The organism is Pseudomonas sp. A125, assembly GCF_055409485.1.
On record NZ_JBUZVP010000010.1, the window covers coordinates 205,925 to 225,439 of the forward strand.

18 protein-coding genes are annotated in these 19,515 nt (G+C 57.9%); all 18 read right to left on the reverse strand.

Annotated features, from left to right (window positions below):
* Positions 1-11: 11 nt before the first annotated feature.
* On the reverse strand, positions 12-1,844 hold the full coding sequence (glmS, locus tag ACZRN6_RS16095; protein WP_464008377.1) for a glutamine--fructose-6-phosphate transaminase (isomerizing): 1,833 nt from the start codon (positions 1,842-1,844) through the stop codon (positions 12-14).
* A gap of 10 nt (positions 1,845-1,854) precedes the next feature.
* The gene (locus tag ACZRN6_RS16100) at positions 1,855-2,622 is read right to left on the reverse strand and encodes a DeoR/GlpR family DNA-binding transcription regulator (RefSeq protein ID WP_322148535.1); all 768 of its coding nucleotides are present in this window, start codon (positions 2,620-2,622) and stop codon (positions 1,855-1,857) included.
* Between the two features lie 226 nt (positions 2,623-2,848).
* Positions 2,849-4,216, reverse strand: a complete 1,368-nt coding sequence (gene glmU, locus ACZRN6_RS16105; RefSeq protein WP_322148536.1) for a bifunctional UDP-N-acetylglucosamine diphosphorylase/glucosamine-1-phosphate N-acetyltransferase GlmU — start codon at positions 4,214-4,216, stop codon at positions 2,849-2,851.
* Between the two features lie 115 nt (positions 4,217-4,331).
* The gene (locus ACZRN6_RS16110) at positions 4,332-4,757 is read right to left on the reverse strand and encodes a F0F1 ATP synthase subunit epsilon (RefSeq protein ID WP_464008378.1); all 426 of its coding nucleotides are present in this window, start codon (positions 4,755-4,757) and stop codon (positions 4,332-4,334) included.
* Positions 4,758-4,801: 44 nt separating this feature from the next.
* Complete coding sequence (gene atpD / locus ACZRN6_RS16115; RefSeq protein WP_076013259.1) at positions 4,802-6,181, reverse strand: F0F1 ATP synthase subunit beta; 1,380 nt, start codon at positions 6,179-6,181, stop codon at positions 4,802-4,804.
* Positions 6,182-6,208: 27 nt separating this feature from the next.
* The gene (gene atpG, locus ACZRN6_RS16120; RefSeq protein WP_076013260.1) at positions 6,209-7,069 is read right to left on the reverse strand and encodes a F0F1 ATP synthase subunit gamma; all 861 of its coding nucleotides are present in this window, start codon (positions 7,067-7,069) and stop codon (positions 6,209-6,211) included.
* A 50-nt stretch (positions 7,070-7,119) separates the two neighbouring features.
* Positions 7,120-8,664, reverse strand: coding sequence for a F0F1 ATP synthase subunit alpha (gene atpA, locus ACZRN6_RS16125; RefSeq protein ID WP_003213549.1), 1,545 nt, complete (start codon positions 8,662-8,664; stop codon positions 7,120-7,122).
* Between the two features lie 21 nt (positions 8,665-8,685).
* Positions 8,686-9,222 (reverse strand): F0F1 ATP synthase subunit delta, encoded by a 537-nt coding sequence (locus tag ACZRN6_RS16130; RefSeq protein WP_003213551.1) that lies wholly within the window; start codon positions 9,220-9,222, stop codon positions 8,686-8,688.
* 12 nt (positions 9,223-9,234) lie between these two features.
* Entirely contained in the window at positions 9,235-9,705 is a 471-nt protein-coding gene (locus ACZRN6_RS16135) for a F0F1 ATP synthase subunit B (RefSeq protein ID WP_008439543.1), read from the reverse strand.
* Positions 9,706-9,761: 56 nt separating this feature from the next.
* Positions 9,762-10,019, reverse strand: coding sequence for a F0F1 ATP synthase subunit C (gene atpE, locus ACZRN6_RS16140; RefSeq protein ID WP_002555987.1), 258 nt, complete (start codon positions 10,017-10,019; stop codon positions 9,762-9,764).
* 133 nt (positions 10,020-10,152) lie between these two features.
* Positions 10,153-11,022, reverse strand: coding sequence for a F0F1 ATP synthase subunit A (gene atpB / locus ACZRN6_RS16145; protein WP_322148560.1), 870 nt, complete (start codon positions 11,020-11,022; stop codon positions 10,153-10,155).
* A 16-nt stretch (positions 11,023-11,038) separates the two neighbouring features.
* Positions 11,039-11,446, reverse strand: a complete 408-nt coding sequence (locus ACZRN6_RS16150) for a F0F1 ATP synthase subunit I (RefSeq protein WP_322148561.1) — start codon at positions 11,444-11,446, stop codon at positions 11,039-11,041.
* 148 nt (positions 11,447-11,594) lie between these two features.
* Positions 11,595-12,467 carry a ParB/RepB/Spo0J family partition protein gene (locus tag ACZRN6_RS16155; RefSeq protein WP_322148563.1) on the reverse strand — a complete coding sequence of 291 codons (873 nt, stop codon included), beginning with the start codon at positions 12,465-12,467 and terminating at the stop codon, positions 11,595-11,597.
* 9 nt (positions 12,468-12,476) lie between these two features.
* A complete protein-coding gene (locus ACZRN6_RS16160; protein WP_071485337.1) occupies positions 12,477-13,274 on the reverse strand; it encodes a ParA family protein in 798 nt (265 codons plus the stop codon).
* Positions 13,275-13,292: 18 nt separating this feature from the next.
* A complete protein-coding gene (gene rsmG / locus ACZRN6_RS16165) occupies positions 13,293-13,937 on the reverse strand; it encodes a 16S rRNA (guanine(527)-N(7))-methyltransferase RsmG (protein ID WP_003213561.1) in 645 nt (214 codons plus the stop codon).
* Entirely contained in the window at positions 13,934-15,826 is a 1,893-nt protein-coding gene (gene mnmG / locus ACZRN6_RS16170; protein ID WP_464008379.1) for a tRNA uridine-5-carboxymethylaminomethyl(34) synthesis enzyme MnmG, read from the reverse strand. Before mnmG ends, rsmG begins: the two co-directional genes overlap by 4 nt.
* Positions 15,827-16,379: 553 nt before the next feature.
* The gene (mnmE, locus tag ACZRN6_RS16175) at positions 16,380-17,750 is read right to left on the reverse strand and encodes a tRNA uridine-5-carboxymethylaminomethyl(34) synthesis GTPase MnmE (RefSeq protein ID WP_322148566.1); all 1,371 of its coding nucleotides are present in this window, start codon (positions 17,748-17,750) and stop codon (positions 16,380-16,382) included.
* 80 nt (positions 17,751-17,830) lie between these two features.
* Positions 17,831-19,513 (reverse strand): membrane protein insertase YidC, encoded by a 1,683-nt coding sequence (gene yidC / locus ACZRN6_RS16180; RefSeq protein ID WP_322148567.1) that lies wholly within the window; start codon positions 19,511-19,513, stop codon positions 17,831-17,833.
* Between the last annotated feature and the right edge of the window lie 2 nt (positions 19,514-19,515).

A 19,515-nucleotide genomic window follows, 5' to 3' on the forward strand; every position in this document is an offset into this window, starting at 1 on the left:
ACTGGTGAGGCTTACTCCACCGTCACCGACTTCGCCAGGTTACGCGGCTGGTCAACGTCGGTGCCCTTCAGCACGGCGACGTAGTACGACAGCAGTTGCAGCGGGATGGTGTAGAGGATCGGCGACAGGGTGTCGTGGATGTGCGGCATGTTAATGACGTGGGTGCCCTCGCCATTGGTCATGCCAGCCTTCTCATCCGCGAACACGATCAGTTGGCCGCCGCGCGCGCGCACTTCCTGCAGGTTGGACTTGAGCTTCTCCAGCAGTTCGTTGTTCGGCGCTACGGTCACCACTGGCATGTCGTCATCCACCAGCGCCAACGGGCCGTGCTTGAGCTCACCGGCCGGGTAGGCTTCGGCGTGGATGTAGGAGATTTCCTTGAGCTTGAGCGATCCTTCCATCGCCACCGGGTATTGCGCGCCACGGCCGAGGAACAGGGTGTGGTGTTTGTCGGCAAACAGTTCGGCGACTTTTTCCACGGTGCTGTCCATGGCCAGTGCTTCACCCAGACGGGCCGGCAGGCGGCGCAGTTCTTCGACCAGGTGCGCCTCGACACCTTCGCCCAACGTGCCGCGCACCTGGCCCAGGGACAGGGTCAGCAGCAGCAGGCCCACCAGCTGGGTAGTGAAGGCTTTGGTAGACGCCACGCCGATTTCGCGACCGGCCTGGGTCAGCAGGGTCAGGTCTGACTCGCGCACCAGGGAGCTGATGCCGACGTTGCAGATCGCCAGGCTGCCGAGGAAGCCCAGTTCCTTGGCATTGCGCAGGGCCGCCAGGGTGTCGGCGGTTTCGCCGGACTGGGAGATGGTCACAAACAGGGTATCAGGCTGCACCACCACCTTGCGGTAGCGGAACTCGCTGGCGACTTCGACCTGGCACGGGATGCCGGCCAGTTCTTCCAGCCAGTAACGGGCAACCATGCCGGCGTGGTAGCTGGTGCCGCAGGCGACGATTTGCACGTTGCGCACTTTGGCGAACAGCTCGGCGGCTTGCGGGCCGAAGGCTTGCACCAAGACCTGGTTCTGGCTCAGGCGGCCTTCCAGGGTGCGTTGCACCACGGCCGGTTGCTCGTGGATTTCCTTGAGCATGAAGTGGCGGTACTCGCCCTTGTCAGCGGCTTCGGCACCGTCGCGGTACTGCACGGCTTCACGCTCAACGGGCTGGCCGTTGACGTCCCAGATGGACACGCTTTCACGGCGGATTTCGGCAATATCGCCTTCTTCCAGGTACATGAAGCGGTCGGTGACCTGGCGCAGGGCCAGTTGGTCGGAGGCGAGGAAGTTCTCGCCCAGGCCCAGGCCGATCACCAGTGGGCTGCCACTGCGGGCGGCGACCAGGCGGTCGGGCTGGCTGGCGCTGATCACGGCCAGACCATAGGCGCCGTGCAGTTCCTTGACGGTCGCCTTGAGGGCGATGGTCAGGTCGCCGAGGTCCTTGAGCTTGTGGTTCAGCAGGTGGGCGATGACTTCGGTGTCGGTGTCCGAGGTGAAGACATACCCCAGGCCTTTGAGTTGCTCGCGCAGCACTTCGTGGTTTTCGATGATGCCATTGTGCACAACAGCCAGGTCACCGGAGAAATGCGGGTGAGCGTTGCGTTCACACGGTGCACCGTGAGTGGCCCAGCGGGTGTGGGCGATGCCCAGACGGCCCACCAGCGGCTCACCGGCCAGTGCTTGTTCCAGTTCGCTGACCTTGCCTGGGCGACGCATGCGCTCCAGCTTGCCAGCGTTGGTAAAAAGCGCCACACCGGCGCTGTCATAGCCGCGGTATTCCAGGCGTTTGAGGCCTTCGAGCAAAATGGCGGTGACGTTTCGTTCAGCGACTGCGCCAACAATTCCACACATGGTTTTTCTCCTAGATGACTGCCGCGCAAATCAGCGTGATGCCGCGGGCTTGAATCTGGTCGCGGGCCTCAGGCGGCAGGCGATCATCGGTAATAAGGGTATGGACGCTGCTCCAGGGCAGTTCCAGGTTGGGGATCTTGCGGCCAATCTTGTCGGACTCGACCATCACCACCACTTCACGGGCGACCTCGGCCATGACGCGGCTCAAACCCAGCAGTTCGTTGAAGGTAGTGGTGCCGCGCTCCAGGTCAATGCCATCGGCACCGATGAAGAGCTGGTCAAAATCGTAGGAGCGCAGTACTTGCTCGGCGACCTGGCCCTGGAAGGAGTCCGAATGCGGGTCCCAGGTGCCGCCGGTCATCAACAGCACCGGCTCGTGTTCCAGGTCACTCAGGGCGCTGGCCACGTGCAGGGAGTTGGTCATCACCACCAGGCCGGGCTGGTGGCCCAGCTCGGGGATCATGGCGGCGGTGGTGCTGCCGCTGTCGATGATGATGCGAGCGTGCTCCCGCAAGCGCCTTACGGCCGCACGGGCGATGGCGCGCTTGTAGGCCGAAATGGGCTGGGCCGGGTCGCCGACGAGTTCCTGGGGCATGGTAATGGCGCCACCGTAGCGACGCAGCAACAGGCCGTTACTTTCGAGGGCGGCCAGATCCTTGCGGATGGTCACTTCCGAGGTTTCGAAACGCTTGGCCAGTTCGTCCACGCTGACCTCACCTTGCTCGGTGAGCATGGCAAGGATGTTGTGGCGACGTTGGGGTGTATTTCGTTTCGACATGGTGATGGTAAGTTTCGTTTCGAAAGATAACGAAGGCAATCAAAACCTATTAGCGAAAGTTCGTCAAGCAGGAGGATGAATCTTTTGAGCGCCGTTGAACCCGTGTGGGAGCTGGCTTGCCTGCGATGGCGGTGTTTCAGTCAATTAGAGTATCGACTGAAAGGGCCTCATCGCAGGCAAGCCAGCTCCCACAGAGGAACGTGATGCTGGCAGGGCTGTGGATAACTCAGGTCTTCTTGATTTTTACCGGGCGCTTCCAGCCGTCGATGTTGCGCTGGCGGGCGCGGGCCACTGCTAGTTGGGACTTATCCACATCCTGGTTGATGGTGGAGCCTGCCGCTGTGTTTGAACCATCACCAATGTTTACGGGGGCAATCAACGAATTGTTGGAGCCGATAAAGACGTCTTCGCCAATGGTCGTCTGGTACTTGTTGGCGCCATCGTAGTTACAGGTAATAGCGCCAGCGCCGATATTGCTGCGCGCACCAATCACTGCATCACCGAGGTAGGCCAGATGCCCGGCCTTGGCGTCATCGCCCATCTGTGCGTTTTTCAGTTCTACAAAGTTACCCACATGGGCCCTGGCTCCCAGCACGCTGCCCGGGCGCAAACGCGCGAATGGGCCAGCATCACTGCCCTCGCCCATCACCGCGCCATCGATATGGCTGTTGGCCTTGATCACTACCCCTTCGCGCAAAGTGCTGTCCTTGATCACGCAGTTCGGGCCGATCACCACGTTGTCTTCAATGACCACGCGGCCTTCGAGGATCACATTGATATCGATCAGCACGTCGCGGCCCACGGTCACATCACCCCGCACATCGAACCGTGCCGGATCGCGCAAGGTCACGCCCAGTGCCATCAGGCGGCGGCCTTCACGCAATTGGTAGTGGCGCTCCAGTTCCGCCAGTTGTTTGCGGTCGTTGGCGCCCTGCACTTCCATTGGGTCGTGGGGCTGCTCGGTGGCAACCACCAGGCCATCACTGACGGCCATCTCGATGACGTCGGTCAGGTAGTACTCGCCCTGGGCATTGTTGTTGGACAGGCGGCTCATCCAGTCAGCCAGTCGATCGGCCGGGACCGCGAGGATGCCGGTGTTGCCCTCGGTAATGGCGCGTTGGGCTTCGCTGGCGTCTTTATGCTCGACGATGGCGGCGACCTTGCCGTCAGCGTTGCGCACGATACGGCCGTAGCCGGTCGGGTCGTCCAGCTCGACGGTGAGCAGGCCCATCTGGCCTGGCACTACGTGTTTGAGCAGGCGCTGCAAGGTTTCCACTTCGATCAGCGGCACGTCACCGTAGAGGATCAGTACCGTGTCGGCCGTGATAAACGGTACGGCTTGCGCGGTGGCATGGCCGGTGCCCAATTGCTTGTCCTGCAATACGAAATTCAAGTCATCTGCCGCCAGCCGCTCACGCACCACATCGGCACCGTGGCCGATCACCACATGGATGCGCTGTGGATCAAGTTGCCGGGCGCTGTGGATAACATGGCCAAGCATGGAGTTGCCGGCAACCGGGTGCAGCACCTTGGGCAGGGCTGAACGCATGCGAGTGCCCTGGCCTGCGGCAAGAATTACGATTTCGAGAGACATGAATGGCTACCAATCCTGGGCGGTCAGACTTAAGACCAAAGAAGTGTTTTGCAAAAAAAGAAAAAGGGTAGCCGAGGCTACCCTTTTTAATCAATCACACATGAGGCTTGACGGCTTAACCGCCAAACTTCTTGCGGATCTGCTGGACGGTGCGCAGCTGGGCTGCGGCCTCGGCCAGACGTGCAGCAGCAGAACCGTAGTCGAAATCTGCGCCTTTTTCGTTCAGGGCCTTCTCGGCAGCCTTGACGGCGTCCTGAGCTGCGGCTTCATCCAGGTCGGCGGCACGTTGCACGGTGTCGGCAAGTACCTTGACCATGTTCGGCTGAACCTCGAGGAAACCACCGGAGATGTAAAACACCTCCCGTTCCCCGCCCAGCTTGGTCAGAGTGATCGGACCAGGCTTCAAGGATGTAATCAATGGCGCGTGGCCAAAGTTAATACCCAGGTCGCCCAGTTCGCCGTGTGCAACCACACTCTCGATCTGACCGGAGAAGATTTCTCCTTCCGCGCTGACGATATCGCAATGGAATGTCATAGCCATCTGCTTGCCTCAACCTGATTAGCGCCCGTTACCGGGCGCCGGAATTACAGTTTCTTGGCTTTCTCGATCGCTTCTTCGATGCCGCCGACCATGTAGAACGCTTGTTCTGGCAGGTGGTCGTAGTCACCGTTGAGGATGCCTTTGAAGCCAGCAATGGTGTCTTTCAGGGAAACGTATTTACCCGAGGCACCGGTGAAGACTTCAGCCACGAAGAACGGCTGCGACAAGAAGCGCTGGATCTTACGAGCGCGGGATACCAACTGCTTGTCGGTTTCCGACAGCTCGTCCATACCCAGGATCGCAATGATGTCCTTCAGTTCTTTGTAACGCTGCAGAACGTACTGGACGCCGCGAGCGGTGTCGTAGTGTTCCTGGCCGATAACGTTCGGGTCCAGCTGGCGCGAAGTCGAGTCCAGTGGATCGACCGCTGGGTAGATACCCAGGGAGGCGATGTCACGGGACAGTACGACGGTGGCGTCCAAGTGGGCGAACGTGGTCGCTGGCGACGGGTCAGTCAAGTCATCCGCAGGTACGTATACCGCTTGGATCGAGGTGATCGAACCGTTTTTGGTCGAAGTGATACGCTCTTGCAGAGTACCCATCTCTTCGGCCAGGGTCGGCTGGTAACCTACTGCCGAAGGCATACGGCCCAGCAGTGCGGATACTTCAGTACCGGCCAGGGTGTAACGATAGATGTTGTCGACGAACAGCAAAACGTCGTTACCTTCGTCACGGAACTTCTCGGCCATGGTCAGGCCGGTCAGTGCTACGCGCAGACGGTTACCCGGCGGCTCGTTCATCTGACCGTAAACCAGTGCCACTTTGTCCAGAACGTTGGAATCCTTCATCTCGTGGTAGAAGTCGTTACCCTCACGAGTACGCTCACCCACACCGGCGAACACGGAATAACCGCTGTGCTCGATGGCGATGTTACGGATCAGTTCCATCATGTTTACGGTTTTGCCTACACCGGCACCACCGAACAGACCGACTTTACCGCCCTTGGCGAACGGGCAAACCAGGTCGATAACCTTGATGCCGGTTTCCAGCAGGTCGTTGCCGCCCGCTTGTTCCGCGAAGGAAGGCGCAGGACGGTGAATGCCCCAGCGCTCTTCGGTTTCAATTGGACCGGCTTCGTCGATCGGGTTACCGAGGACGTCCATGATCCGGCCCAGGGTCGCTTTACCGACAGGTACGGAGATGGCTGCGCCAGAGTCAGTGACTTCCAGACCGCGCTTCAAGCCCTCGGTGGAACCCATTGCAATGGTACGAACCACGCCGTCGCCCAGCTGCTGCTGAACTTCCAGGGTGGTGCCGGCATCGCTTTTGACTTTCAAAGCGTTGTAGATGCTCGGTACGCTGTCGCGTGGGAATTCCACGTCGATAACGGCGCCGATGATTTGAACGATACGTCCGCTACTCATAGCTGGATCCTCTGAATATTTGAACCGTTAAACCGCGGCAGCGCCGCCGACGATTTCCGAGATCTCTTGGGTGATCGCAGCCTGACGCGCCTTGTTGTAGATCAGCTGCAAATCGCTGATCAAATCACCGGCGTTGTCGGTAGCGTTCTTCATCGCGATCATCCGCGCAGCTTGTTCAGCCGCGTTGTTCTCGACCACCGCCTGGTACACCTGCGACTCCACGTAGCGCACCATCAAGCCGTCAAGCAGCTCTTTGGCGTCTGGTTCGTAGAGGTAGTCCCAGTGGTGCTTGAGTTCTTGTTCCGGGGTGGCCACCAATGGAATCAACTGCTCCACGGTAGGCTGTTGCGTCATGGTGTTGATGAACTTGTTGGATACCACGGAGAGGCGGTCAATCCGGCCTTCCAGGTATGCATCCAGCATCACTTTGACGCTGCCGATCAAATCATTGATCGACGGTTCTTCACCCAGGTGGCTGATAGCTGCAACGACGTTACCGCCGAAGTTGCGGAAAAAGGCCGCACCCTTGCTACCGACCACACACAGATCGATCTCGACGCCGTTTTCGCGGTTTACCGCCATGTCCTTGACCAGGGCCTTGAACAGGTTGGTATTCAAACCACCGCACAAACCACGGTCACTGCTCACCACGACATAACCGACGCGCTTTACTTCGCGGTCGAGCATGAACGGGTGGCGATATTCCGGGTTGGCGTTGGCCAGATGACCAATAACCTGGCGGATACGCTCCGCGTAGGGACGGCTAGCAGCCATGCGCATTTGTGCCTTGCGCATTTTGCTGACCGCCACTTTTTCCATGGCGCTGGTGATCTTTTGCGTGCTTTTGATGCTCGCAATCTTACTGCGAATCTCTTTTGCGCCTGCCATGTAACACCTATCAGGTTAGCAAGCGGGAGCCTCGCGGCCCCCGCTGCGGCTTACCAGGTTTGGGTGGCCTTGAACTTCTCGATACCGGCTTTGATGCCAGCGTCGATGTCGTCATTGAAGTCACCCTTCACGTTGATCTTCGCCATCAATTCGGCGTGATCGCGGTTGAAGTAAGCAATCAGCGCTTGTTCAAAGCTGCCGACCTTGGTGATTTCAACGTCGGTCAGGAACCCACGCTCAGCGGCATACAGCGACAGCGCCATGTCAGCGATCGACATTGGTGCGTATTGCTTCTGCTTCATCAGCTCGGTAACGCGCTGACCATGCTCAAGTTGCTTACGGGTCGCTTCGTCCAGGTCAGAAGCGAACTGGGCGAATGCCGCCAGTTCACGGTACTGAGCCAGAGCGGTACGGATACCACCGGAGAGCTTCTTGATGATCTTGGTCTGAGCGGCACCACCCACACGGGATACCGAAACACCGGCGTTCACTGCAGGACGGATCCCGGAGTTGAACATGGCCGATTCCAGGAAGATCTGACCGTCAGTGATGGAAATCACGTTGGTCGGAACGAACGCGGAAACGTCGCCAGCCTGGGTTTCGATGATCGGCAGTGCGGTCAGGGAACCGGTTTTGCCGGTCACTGCGCCGTTGGTGAACTTCTCTACGTATTCTTCCGAAACGCGGGATGCGCGTTCCAGCAGACGGGAGTGGAGATAGAACACGTCGCCTGGGTAAGCTTCACGGCCTGGTGGACGGCGCAGCAGCAGGGAAATCTGGCGGTAAGCCACTGCTTGCTTGGACAGATCGTCATAAACGATCAGCGCGTCTTCACCGCGGTCGCGGAAGTATTCGCCCATGGTGCAACCGGAGTACGGTGCCAGGAACTGAAGTGCAGCGGATTCCGAAGCACTGGCGGCCACGACGATGGTGTTAGCCAGGGCGCCGTTTTCTTCCAGCTTGCGAACCACGTTGGCGATGGTCGATTGTTTCTGACCGATTGCTACGTAGACGCAGAAAATCCCGCTGTCTTTCTGGTTGATGATCGCGTCGATCGCCAGAGCGGTTTTACCGATCTGACGGTCACCGATGATCAGCTCACGCTGGCCACGGCCGACAGGAATCATGGCATCGACAGCCTTGTAGCCAGTCTGTACAGGCTGGTCTACCGACTTACGCCAGATCACGCCTGGAGCAACTTTCTCGACCGCATCGGTCTCGGTGTTGTTCAGCGGACCTTTGCCGTCAACTGGGTTACCCAGTGCGTCGACAACGCGACCCAGCAGTTCCTTACCAACCGGAACCTCCAGGATGCGGCCTGTGCACTTGGCGCTCATGCCTTCGGCCAGAGTCTGGTAGGAGCCCAATACAACGGCACCTACAGAGTCTTGCTCCAGGTTGAGAGCCATACCGTAGACGCCGCCCGGAAACTCGATCATCTCGCCGTACATTACGTCGGCCAGACCGTGAATCCGCACGATGCCGTCAGATACGCTGACGACAGTGCCTTCGTTACGGGCTTGGGAGGTCACATCGAGCTTGTCGATGCGGCCCTTGATAATTTCACTTATTTCGGAAGGATTGAGTTGCTGCATTGCTCTGCTGCCCCTTCAAACTCAAGATTTCAATGCTTCGGCAAGATTCGCGAGTTTGCCGCGAATCGAGCCATCGATAACCAGGTCGCCGGCGCGAATGATGACACCACCAATCAGGGTGGCATCCTCCGCAACTTGCAGGCGCACTTCCCGGTCGAGTCGTGCACTGAGAACCTTGGCGAGTTTGTCTTGCTGTTCTTGGTTCAATGCAAAAGCACTGGTCACTTCAACATCTACCGATTTCTCTTGTTCGGCCTTGTACAGGTCAAACAGAGCGGCGATCTCCGGCAGAAGCGGGAGACGGTCGTTTTCGGCAACGACGTGGATGAAGTTCTGCACTTTTACATCAAACTTGTCGCCGCACACGTCAATAAACGTGGCGGCCTTGTCTGCGCTCGTCAGTCGCGGGGCCTTGAGCACGCGCTGCATCGTGTCGTCTTGCGACACTGCTGCAGCCAGGCCGAGCATGGCTGACCAAGAGGCCAGCTGCTGGTGGGCCTGGGCGTGCTCGAAGGCTGCCTTAGCGTAAGGTCGGGCCAACGTGGTCAATTCTGCCATGATCGCCCTCGCTTAAATTTCAGCAGCCAGTTTGTTAACCAGCTCCGCGTGCGCGTTTTGATCGATTGTGGCACCCAGGATCTTCTCAGCACCGCCGACGGCCAGAGCACCCAATTGGGCACGCAGCGCATCTTTGACACCGTTCAGTTCCTGCTCGATCTCGGCTTGAGCCTGAACCTTCACACGGTCAGCGTCGATACGGGCTTTTTCAACAGCCTCTTCAACGATCTGGTTACCGCGTTTCTTGGCTTGCTCAATGATTTCAGCTGCCTGAGCTTTCGCTTCGCGCAGTTGTTGACCCGCTTTATCTTGGGCCAACTCCAGGTCGCGAGCTGCTCGTGCGGCAGCGTCCAGTCCGTCTGCGATCTTCTTCTGACGTTCGTGCAAAGCCGCGATGACCGGAGGCCATACGAACTTCATGCAGAAAACTACAAAAATCAAGAACGCTAAGGACTGACCAATAATGGTTGCATTAATGTTCACGCCAATACCTCGCTCGTTCGTTGCACAACACACCAATCACTCGAAAAACCGAGTGATTAACCGGCGAGTTGACCAACGAAGGGGTTCGCGAAGGTGAAGAACAGAGCGATACCAACACCGATCATGGTCACGGCGTCGAGCAGGCCGGCGACGATGAACATTTTAACTTGCAGCATTGGAACCATTTCTGGCTGACGCGCTGCGCCTTCCAGGAACTTGCCGCCCAGCAGGCCGAAACCAATGGCAGTACCCAGGGCGCCCAGGCCGATCAACAGTGCAACAGCGATAGCGGTTAGACCAACTACAGTTTCCATCTTTCCTCCCGACTTTTACGTCGTATGGTTTAGGTTTTTTAGATTTTAAAACGGTAAAACAAATCGTTTCATAGCCCTTCAGGGCTACCCTCCCGTTTGACCGGGAGGGACATCAGACTAGTCGAGACTGGTCTTAATGGTTCTCTTCGTGCGCCATCGACAGGTAGACGATGGTCAGCATCATGAAGATAAACGCCTGCAGGGTGATGATCAGGATGTGGAACACAGCCCACGCCCACTGCAGAACAATGCCCAGGCCGCTAAGCCAGAGCAGACCACTGCCGAACATCACAGCGATCAGAATGAACACCAGCTCGCCGGCATACATGTTGCCGAACAGTCGCAAAGCCAGGGAAATCGGCTTGGCGATCAGGGTCACGAATTCCAGCAGGAAGTTCACCGGGATCAGCAGGGCTTGAACGAAGATGTTCTTGCTGCCGAACGGGTGCAGGGTCAGTTCGCCGATAAAGCCGCCGATACCCTTGATCTTGATGCTGTAGAAGATGATCAACGCAAACACCGACAGGGCCATGCCCAGGGTGGCGTTAGGGTCCGTGGTCGAAACAGCACGGAATGGAATGTGGTGGTCGCCGGTGATCAGGATGGCCAACTGAGGAATCCAGTCGACCGGAATCAGGTCGACGGCGTTCATCAGGAACACCCAGACGAAGATGGTCAGCGCTAACGGTGCAATCACCGCGCTACGGCCATGGAAGCTGTCTTTCACGCTGCCATCGACGAATTCGACCAATACTTCAACGAAGTTCTGCAAAGCACCTGGCTGACCGGAAGTCGCCTTCTTTGCCGCCATGCGGAAAATCAGGACGAAGATCAGACCCAATGCGACAGACCAGCCCAGAGTATCCAGGTGGAATGCCCAGAAGCCCATTTCTTTGGCTTCTGCTGCGGAGTGGGCAAAGCCCCAGCCGCCGTTGGGAAGCTGACCGAAGGTCAGGTTCTGCAAGTGGTGCTGGATATAGCCCGAAGCGGTTGTTTCTGCCATGGTTGCCTCAAACGCCCTAAGGTTTCGAAAGTCTTGTTTTCATTAGCAGGGGAGCGAACCAGTTGACCAGTTGAGTCAACACGAACACGCCGAATACAGCCAGCGGCGCCAATGGCTTCACACCTGCAAAGGTCAGTGCAAACAGCACTGCCGTCAAAATCAGTTTCCCCGCCTCGCCGGCATAAAAAGACCGGACGATGGCCTGGGCTGCTCGGGCGCCGGAAAACCGAAAGGCCCTGTGAGCAAAATACATATTGGGCAGCAAGGCTATCAGGCCTCCGCAGAGTCCTGAATATCCGGCTACGACTCCATGCCAATACCAAAGCGCCAACGAGGCGATCAGTAAAATGACAAATTGAGCCATTAAAACCGGGAAAACTGCCAAGCGATGGAACGGCAACGTGTTTGGCGTGCGGGTTTCCATCACTCTTGCTCCTCAATGGTCGGCTGCCGGAAATCAATAACTTGGCATAATTTGTGCCGACAAAATGCGCGCAGAGTATAGGGGCGGTTCTGCCCCTATTCAACTGCCGGGTAGTGATTTCCGACTGCGCGCTACACAAGCAATTGTTTCAGCGGATGTGGGCAAGGACGCCCTGAAGCTCATCCAATGAGTTATATCCGATGACCAATTGCCCTTTGCCTTTCTTGCCATGCCGGATTTGCACCGCAGAGCCTAGGCGTTCGGCCAGGCGCTGCTCAAGGCGTGCGATATCCGGATCAGGTTTGACGGTTTCGACCGGTGCAGGTTTGCCACTGAGCCACTGGCGAACCAGGGCCTCGGTCTGACGAACGGTGAGGCCTCGTGCGACAACGTGTCGCGCCCCCTCAACCTGTTGATTTTCCGGCAAACCGAGCAAAGCACGGGCATGACCCATTTCCAGGTCACCATGGGACAGCATGGTTTTGATGACTTCCGGCAGCGCAATCAGGCGCAGCAGGTTGGATACGGTCACGCGGGACTTGCCCACTGCATCCGCGACTTCCTGCTGAGTCAGTTTGAATTCCTGCTGCAAACGCTGCAGGGCGATCGCTTCCTCGATCGGGTTGAGGTCTTCGCGCTGGATGTTCTCGATCAGCGCCATGGCGATGGCGGTTTCATCCGGCACATCGCGCACCATCGCCGGGATGGTTTCCTTGCCGGCCTGCTGGCTGGCGCGCCAGCGGCGTTCGCCCGCGATGATTTCAAAGCGGCCGGCACCAATCGGGCGCACCACGATCGGCTGCATCACGCCCTGGGCCTTGATCGAATTCGCCAGTTCTTCCAGCGCCTGCGGGTCCATGTCCCGGCGCGGCTGGTATTTGCCGCGCTGGATCAGGTCCAGCGGCAAGTGCTGCAGCTCACGCTCGTCGGCCTGCACCGCTTGTTCTTCAAGGGTCGTGACAGTCGGACCACTCAGCAGTGCATCCAGTCCACGTCCGAGACCTCGTTTCTTGACGGCCATGGGGATTCCTTAAGTTGGCTGGGCTGCAGCGGTGCGTGAATTGCGGCGTTGACGGCGAACCATCTCGCCGGCCAGCGCCAGATAGGCAATGGCACCACGCGAGGACTTGTCGTACGCCAGCGCGGGCATGCCATAGCTTGGCGCTTCGGCCAGGCGGATGTTGCGCGGAATCACGGTGTCGTACAACTGCTCGCCGAAGTGCTCCTTGAGCTGCGCCGACACATCGTTCATCAGGCTCAGGCGCGGGTCATACATGGTCCGCAGCAGGCCTTCGATTTGCAGGTTCGGGTTGAGCAACTCGGCGATACGCTTGATGTTATCCACAAGGTCGCTCAAGCCTTCGAGCGCGAAGTACTCGCACTGCATGGGGATAATCACCCCGTCGGCTGCAACCAATGCGTTCAACGTCAGCATCGACAGCGACGGTGGGCAGTCGATCAAAATGTAGTCGTAGTTCTCGCGGATCGGCGCCAGAGCGCTGCGCAGACGGCTTTCTTTCATCTGCATTTCCAGCAGCACCACTTCTGCCGCGGTCAAATCGCGGTTGGCCGGCAGCAGTTGATAACCGCCGTGCTCGGAGTAATGCATGGCCTGCGCCAGGTCGCACTCGCCAATCAGCAAGTCGTAGACCGAGTTTTCCAGGCCGTGTTTATCCACACCGCTACCCATGGTGGCGTTGCCCTGTGGATCGAGATCGATCAACAGCACCCGACGCTTGGTAGCGACCAGGGATGCTGCGAGGTTGATGCAGGTGGTGGTTTTGCCCACGCCACCTTTCTGGTTCGCTATCGCGAATACCTTAGCCATTCTTGCTTGTGTTCCCAATCATGCCGTGCGGCGCAGTATCAGCAGATGGCGTTGGCCTTGGCAACCGGGTACGGCCAAGGCGTGTTCGCTATCGAGGTGGAAGTCTGCCGGCAATGCTAACAGCTCGTCGCTTGGATGAACGCCCTTCATTGCCAGCCAACGGGTATCGCGGTCGCCAAGGTGGCGGGTCCAGTTGCTGAAGTTCTCCATACTGCTGAAAGCCCGGGAAACAATTCCGTTGAAAGGCTGTTCAGGCGTGAAGGCTTCGACACGACTGTGGATAACTTGCAGGTTATCCAGCTTGAGTTCTAGTTTCACCTGGGTCAGGAAGCGGGTTTTCTTGCCGTTGCTGTCCAGGCAGGTTACTTGCGACTCGGGAAACAGGATCGCCAGCGGGATACCGGGCATGCCGCCACCGCTGCCAACGTCGAGCCAGCGGCCGTTTTCGATAAACGGCATCACGCTGAGGCTGTCGAGCAGGTGGCGCGAGACCATTTCGTCCGGGTCACGTACCGCAGTGAGGTTGTAAGCCTTGTTCCATTTGATCAACAGGGCCAGATAACCCAGCAACAACTCATGCTGGGCTTCGGTCAGGTTGACGCCAAGCTGGCGAGCACCTGTGGATAACTCTTCGGCGTGTTGCGAGGTGACCAACGAACTCAAGCGCTTTGCTCCAACTGACGGCCCGCGCCGCGTTTTTTCAAATGAATCATCAACAGCGAAATGGCTGCCGGCGTGACGCCCGGGATACGGGACGCCTGGCCCAGGGTCTCTGGTCGAGTTATCCCCAGCTTGCCTTGAATCTCTTTCGACAGACCGGAAATATTTGTGTAATCGATATCCACAGGCAGCTTGGTGTCTTCGCTGGCCCGCAGACGAGCAATCTCGTCCTGCTGGCGATCAATGTAACCGGCGTATTTGGTCTTGATTTCGACCTGCTCGGCGACCTGTGGGTCTTCTGCACCGCCGCCGGTTACCGAGATCAGACCAGCGTAGTCGATTTCAGGACGGGACAGCAGGTTCAGCAAGTTGTATTCGTGAGTCAGCGGCGTGCCGAATTTTTCGGAAATCGCATCACCTTGCTCGGTGCCCGGGCGAACCCAGGTACTTTTCAGGCGTTGCTCTTCCAGCTCGATGCTCTCGCGTTTTTTGCAGAAGGCTGCCCAACGTGCATCGTCGACCAAGCCCAGCTCGCGACCTTTTTCGGTCAAGCGCAGGTCGGCGTTGTCTTCCCGCAGGATCAGTCGGTATTCCGCCCGGGAGGTAAACATCCGGTACGGTTCCTGGGTACCGAGGGTAATCAGGTCGTCGACCAACACGCCGATGTAGGCCTCATCGCGACGCGGGCACCAGCTGTCTTTGCCTTGTGCACGCAGTGCCGCATTGGCTCCGGCCAGCAAACCCTGGGCGCCGGCTTCTTCGTAGCCGGTAGTGCCGTTGATTTGGCCAGCAAAGAACAAACCGCCGATCACCTTGGTTTCAAGGCTGTATTTCAAGTCACGCGGGTCGAAGTAGTCGTACTCGATGGCGTAACCAGGGCGGACGATGTGTGCGTTTTCCATGCCGCGAATCGACTGCACGATCTGGATTTGCACGTCGAACGGCAGGGAAGTGGAAATCCCGTTCGGGTACAGCTCGTGGGTGGTCAACCCTTCCGGCTCGATGAAGACCTGGTGGCTTTCCTTGTCGGCAAAGCGGTGGATCTTGTCTTCGATCGACGGGCAGTAGCGTGGGCCAATACCTTCGATCACCCCGGAATACATCGGCGAACGGTCGAGGTTCGCGGCGATGATTTCGTGGGTACGCGCATTGGTGTGGGTAATCCAGCAACTGACTTGCTTCGGATGCTGTTCCTTGGAGCCCATGAACGACATCACCGGGATCGGTGTATCGCCGGCTTGCTCGGTCATCACCGAGAAATCCACCGAACGCCCGTCAATACGCGGCGGCGTGCCGGTTTTCAGGCGACCGACACGCAGTGGTAGTTCGCGAAGGCGTTGAGCCAGGGCGATTGACGGCGGGTCACCGGCACGGCCACCGGAATAGTTCTGCATACCGATGTGGATAAGTCCGCCGAGGAAGGTACCGGTAGTCAACACCACGGATTCTGCGAAGAACCGCAGGCCCATTTGTGTGACAACACCACGTACCTGGTCCTGTTCAACGATCAGGTCGTCGGCGGCCTGTTGAAATATCCACAGGTTCGGCTGGTTTTCCAGGGTTTCGCGGACAGCGGCCTTGTACAGGATCCGGTCGGCTTGAGCACGGGTGGCTCGTACGGCCGGGCCTTTGCGGCTGTTCAATACGCGAAATTGAATACCGCCTTTGTCCGTAGCCATGGCCATCGCGCCGCCCAGGGCATCGATTTCCTTGACCAGGTGGCTTTTGCCAATCCCGCCAATTGCGGGGTTGCAGCTCATGGCGCCGAGGGTTTCCACGTTATGCGTCAGCAACAGGGTTTTTGCCCCCATGCGTGCTGACGCCAGTGCTGCCTCGGTACCGGCATGACCGCCGCCGATGACGATCACTTCAAAACGGGAAGGGAAATCCACCACGCACCTCGTGCCTGCTTCTGTAGGTAATTAGGAATGAGCGTTCGAGATCAGGTTTTCGAACGAGTCGGCAAGTATAGGGACTTCGCCCTTCCTAAAGAACCCTTTGCACAAAATTTAACCAGCTGTGGATGAATCACGAACAATAGAAATTAAAAGAGAGAAATTTATTAAATCTTTGTTTTTATGTTTATTTATACTAAGGCATGTTTCTGTGGATAGATCTCTACAGGCCTTTATTTATGGTGTGTACAGAGATTCAAAAGTCTGTGGTCATCTGCCAATAAGGCCCTTGGATAAGTGGTCTAAGCCTGTGGATTAAACAGGTGGTTATCCACAGAGGGGTTTTTACTCAGGTTTCAAGCCCTGTTATCAACCGGGCACAGGGGCGGTTATTCACAGGGCTTAATCCACAGAAAAGCGTCAATTGAGGTAAATCCCGGGCGCAAAAACGCCGTCGCGAAGTTCGGGTTATTCAGAAAAGACAAAGGAGTGCCCTGAAACGGGCAGAACAGGCAGGCGCGAATGGCCTGCCTGGGGGACAAACGAAAGGTTATTTACCGATGCAGAAGCTGGAAAAGATCCTTCCCAGCAGATCATCGGAGCTGAAAGCGCCGGTAATCTCACCCAATAACTGTTGAGCCTGGCGCAGATCTTCAGCCAGCAGCTCACCAGCACCTGCCAGGGTCAACTGCGCCCGGCCGTGCTCGAGGGCTGCGCTAGCGTGTCGCAACGCTTCCAGGTGCCTGCGGCGAGCACTGAAGCTGCTTTCCGAGGTTTGCTCGTAGCCCATGCAGGCCTTCAGGTGATCGCGCAATAACTCCAGACCATCACCCGCCGACTTGGCGCTGAGGCTGATCGTCACATGGCCATCCTCGCTGACGTCCAGCGCAATCGCCTCGCCGGTCAGGTCGGCCTTGTTTCGAATCAGCGTGACTTTGGCCGGGTCTGGCCGTTGTTCGAGGAATTCCGGCCACAATGCGAAGGGGTCTGCGGCCTCTGGCGCGGTGGCGTCCACCACCAGCAGCACGCGATCGGCTTCGGTGATGGCCTTTAACGCACGTTCTACGCCGATCTTTTCCACCTGGTCATCAGTGTCACGCAGCCCCGCCGTGTCCACCACGTGCAGTGGCATGCCATCGATGTGGATATGTTCGCGCAGGATATCCCGCGTGGTGCCGGCGATCTCGGTGACGATCGCGGCCTCTCGCCCGGCCAGGGCATTGAGCAGGCTCGACTTGCCGGCGTTGGGACGGCCGGCAATCACCACGGTCATACCGTCGCGCAGCAAGGCTCCTTGCCCGGCTTCGCGCAGTACTGTGGATAACTCATCGCGAACTTTATCCAGCATCGCCAGTACATGGCCATCGGCAAGGAAGTCGATTTCCTCCTCCGGGAAATCAATCGCGGCCTCCACGTAGATGCGCAAGCTGATCAACTGCTCGGTGAGGTTATGCACACGCAGGGAAAACGCCCCCTGCAACGAGCGCAACGCATTGCGCGCAGCTTGTGCAGAGCTGGCTTCGATCAGGTCGGCAATCGCCTCGGCCTGGGCCAGGTCGAGCTTGTCGTTGAGGAACGCACGTTCGCTGAATTCACCCGGGCGGGCGAGCCGGCAACCCAGTTGCAGGCAACGCTGCAGCAGCATATCCAGCACGATCGGGCCGCCGTGGCCTTGCAGCTCAAGGACATCTTCCCCGGTAAATGAGTTGGGCCCCGGGAAATAAAGGGCAATACCTTCGTCCAGTACCTCTTCATCGGCGCCGAGAAAAGGCCCGTAATGCGCATACCGGGGCTTCAGTTCCCGCCCACTGATGGCCAGGGCTGCCACACCGGCGAGCGGCCCGGAAATACGAACGATGCCGACACCACCACGACCTTGAGCGGTGGCGACAGCGGCGATGGTTTCACGAGGAGCGCTCATGGCGGGTACCCGGGTAAAAGTGACGGAAAGCAAAACGCCCCACTAGGGGGCGTCTTGAGTGGTGTTATCCACAGAGTAAATTACGCCTCGGCTTTTTTGGTAGCCGCTTCGATTTTACGTGTGATGTACCACTGTTGGGAGATCGACAGGCAGTTGTTGACCACCCAGTACAGCACCAGACCAGCCGGGAACCACAGGAAGAAGAAGGTGAAGATGATTGGCATCATTTTCATTACCTTGGCCTGCATCGGGTCCGGAGGAGTCGGGTTCAGGCGCTGCTGGATGAACATGGTCGCGCCCATGATGATCGGCAGGATAAAGAACGGGTCTTTGATCGACAGGTCAGTTATCCACAGCATGAACGGTGCCTGGCGCATTTCCACGCTTTCCAGGAGAACCCAGTACAGCGACAGGAATACCGGCATCTGTACCAGAATCGGCAAGCATCCACCCAGCGGGTTGATCTTCTCTTTCTTGTACAGCTCCATCATGGCCTGCGACATTTTCTGCCGGTCGTCACCATGTTGTTCTTTCAGCGCGGCCAGTTTCGGGGCCACGGCACGCATACGGGCCATCGACTTGTAGCTGGCAGCCGACAGTGGGAAGAAGATCCCCTTGATCAGCATGGTCAGCAGGATGATCGAGAAGCCCCAGTTACCGACGATGCTGTGGATATGTTGCAGCAGCCAGAAGATCGGCTGGGCAATGAACCACAAAATGCCGTAATCCACAGTCAGTTCCAGACCTGGGGATAACTCTTTGAGGACCGCCTGGCTCTTAGGGCCGGCATACAACGTAGCGCTGGCTTCAGCCTTGGCACCTGGAGCGACGGTCAACGTCGGGCCAGTAAAGCCAATGATGTAGTTGCCTTGGCTGTCTTTGCGGGTTTGAACCAAGTTGGCGTCACCCTTGTTCGGGATCCACGCGGTCACAAAGTAGTGTTGCAGCCAGGCGACCCAGCCACCTTGGATGGTTTCTTTCAGCGCGCCCTTGTCGATATCTTTCATCGACACTTTTTTGTACGGCTCGTTACTTGTCCACAGGGCAGCGCCCAGGTAAGTCGCGGTGCCGGTAGCGGTGCTGGAAGAAGGATCGGCGCTGTTGTCACGCTTGAGCTGGGCAAACAGGTTGCCCGTCCAGGCCTTGGCGCTGGTGTTGTCGATCAGATAAGTAACTTTCAGATCGTACAAACCGCGGGTAAAGCTGAAACGCTTGATGTAGTTGACGCCGTCGTGACTGAATTTCAGGTCAACGTTCAACTGGTTCTGGCCGTCAGCCAGTTGATAAGTCTTCTGCTCGGTCGAATAAACCGGACGACCGGTAGCACGCGCATCCGGACCGTCAGTACCGGTCAGGCCACTTTGTGCCAGATATACACGTTCGCCGCCGTTATCGAACAGCTGGAACGGAACGTCAGGATGGTCTTGGCGACGTGGATACAGCGGCAGCTTCAGCTGGGCGATATCACCACCTTGTGGATCGATAGCCAGGTCCAGTACATCCGTTTTTACGTGGATGAGGTCTTTATTGGTGACGACCGGGGTTTCTACCGGGGTGCTGGTATCGGCATTCGCGCTGGGTACATCGGCACTGGCGGCAGCATTGTTACCCAGTGGCGTATCCGGAATAGCCGGCGCCGACTGATTGGTAGCAACATTCTGAGTCGGCAGGGCAGCTTGGCCATAATCCTGGTTCCACTTAAGAACCATAGAGTAGGACACGATTGCCAGGGCGACGATCAGGATCGTGCGTTTAATATCCATGA